Source organism: Micromonospora sp., from assembly GCF_048594385.1.
Taxonomy (GTDB): domain Bacteria; phylum Actinomycetota; class Actinomycetes; order Mycobacteriales; family Micromonosporaceae; genus Micromonospora; species Micromonospora wenchangensis.
In genome coordinates, this window is the sequence record NZ_JBMDWU010000019.1 from 1 (window position 1) to 1,959 (window position 1,959).

Below are 1,959 nucleotides of genomic sequence, written 5' to 3' on the forward strand. Positions count from 1 at the left end.
TCGCAGTGCATCGCCTGGACGCTCGGCACGATCTCCTACTACGCCCTGCCCACCCTCGGCCCCGGCTTCCGCTACGTCCAGCTCTACACCGACCTGCCGGACACGCCGTCGCGGCAGCTGATGGACTCCCTCGACTTCACCCGTGACCAGGTCGTCGCCGGCACCCTGTCCAACGCCGTGCAGTCGGTGGCCGGCTTCGCCAGCCTGCACACCGCGATCACCATGCTGGTCGCGCTGATGGTGCAGTACACGATCCAGAACAAGTGGCTGCGCATCGCGGTCTGGGCGAACTTCGTGATCACCGTGATCGCCACGCTGTACTTCGGATGGCACTACATCGCCGACGACGTGGCCGGCGTGCTGATCGCGCTGGTCAGCTTCTACGTCGGCGGGCTGGCGAGCGGGCAGAAGTTCGAACGCGGGGGGCTGCGCTCCCACCCGACGACGACCACCTCGGCGGTGCCGGTCCTGCGCGACTGAGCGCCGGCGGCAGTTCCGTACTCCCGGGTGCAGTTTCACCGGCCGGCCGGGGCGGATTCGTGGGGTCATCGCAACCTGGGTGAGAGGGGTTGTGGGTGCCGCACGGTGTGAGGGTGTCGCGGGAGGTTCGTCGGGGGTTCTGGGCGGCGGTGCGGGCTGGGGCGAGGCCGTCGGACGCGGCGGTGGCGGTCGGCGCGTCGGACTCGGCTGGTCGTCGGTGGATCATCAACGCTGGCGGGGTGATGGAACGACGCGCCGAGGGAAGTGGGTTCCGGCTGTCCTTGGCGGATCGGGAGTCGATTGAGAACGGTTGTCGAGCGGGGCTGAGCTTCACCGTCATCGCCGCTGTGATCGGGAAGGCGCCGTCGTCGGTCAGCCGCGAGGTCGGCGGGCGGGCCGGACGAGCCGCCTATCGCGCCGACCTGGCCCAGCTGCGGGCCGAGGACCGCGCGCGGCGGCCGAAGCAGACCAAGCTCGAGACCCATCCGGTGCTGGCCCGGCGGGTGGAGGCGGGTCTGGTGGCGTTGTTGTCGCCGGAGCAGATCGCGGGAGAGTTGCGTCGAGAGTTCCCCGAGGACCCGGAGATGCAGGTGCACCACGAGACGATCTACCGCGAGCTGTTCGTCCAGGGCCGCGGCGCGCTGCGTGATGAGCTGAAGAAGTGCCTGCGCAGCGGGCGGGCCCGTCGGGTCACCCGCACCGAGGCGCGGGCCGCGCGGGCCAGCGGCCGCGGGCAGATCCCGGGGATGGTCAACATCGTCGAGCGGGAGGAAGAGGTCGCCGAGCGTCGGGTGCCGGGTCACTGGGAGGGCGACCTGATCACCGGCAAGAACAACGCCTCGGCGATCGGGACGCTGGTCGAACGGGTCACCGGCTACACCCTGCTGCTGCACCTGCCCGAGGGGCACGGCGCGGAGCAGGTCAGCGCCGCGATCACCGAAGCGATGACCGCGCTGCCGGCCACGCTGCGCAAGAGCCTGACCTGGGACCAGGGCAAGGAACTGTCCAAGCACCGCCAGATCGCCGAGGTCACCGGCCTGAAGGTCTACTTCTGCGACCCCCACTCGCCCTGGCAGCGCGCCACCAACGAGAACACCAACGGCCTGCTGCGCCAGTACGTCCCCAAAGGCACCGACCTCTCGGTACACAGCAGACAAGACCTCGCCTTCGTCCAGGACCAGTTCAACAACCGGCCCCGCAAACGACTCGACTTCGCCAAACCCTCAGAATTGATCAACGGTCTGTTGTTGCAATGACCCTGCGAGCCCGCCCGGTGAAACTGCCCCGCCGGGGCCCGATAGTCCCTGACGTTCGCGCGCGCCGTACGGCGTGTCGCGGGCCCGAACGTCAGGGACTATCGGCCTCGGGGCGCCCGCTGAGCGGAATCCCCTCCGGCTGGCGGACGAATGACACCGTTGTAGTACGTCAAGCCGACACGCCGGTGTTGTAGAAGTTTTGTGCCGTTTCGGTTGACGTCTC

The 1,959-nt window shown here is 68.9% G+C and carries 2 protein-coding genes; both read left to right on the plus strand.

From position 1 onward, the window contains the following. Positions 1-480, plus strand: a 480-nt coding sequence (locus ACOJTC_RS00945) for a phosphatase PAP2 family protein (protein WP_420115368.1), incomplete at its 5' end; no start/stop codon positions are given. 242 nt (positions 481-722) lie between these two features. After that, a complete protein-coding gene (locus tag ACOJTC_RS00950) occupies positions 723-1,736 on the plus strand; it encodes an IS30 family transposase (RefSeq protein WP_420115369.1) in 1,014 nt (337 codons plus the stop codon). The last annotated feature ends 223 nt before the right edge of the window (positions 1,737-1,959 follow it).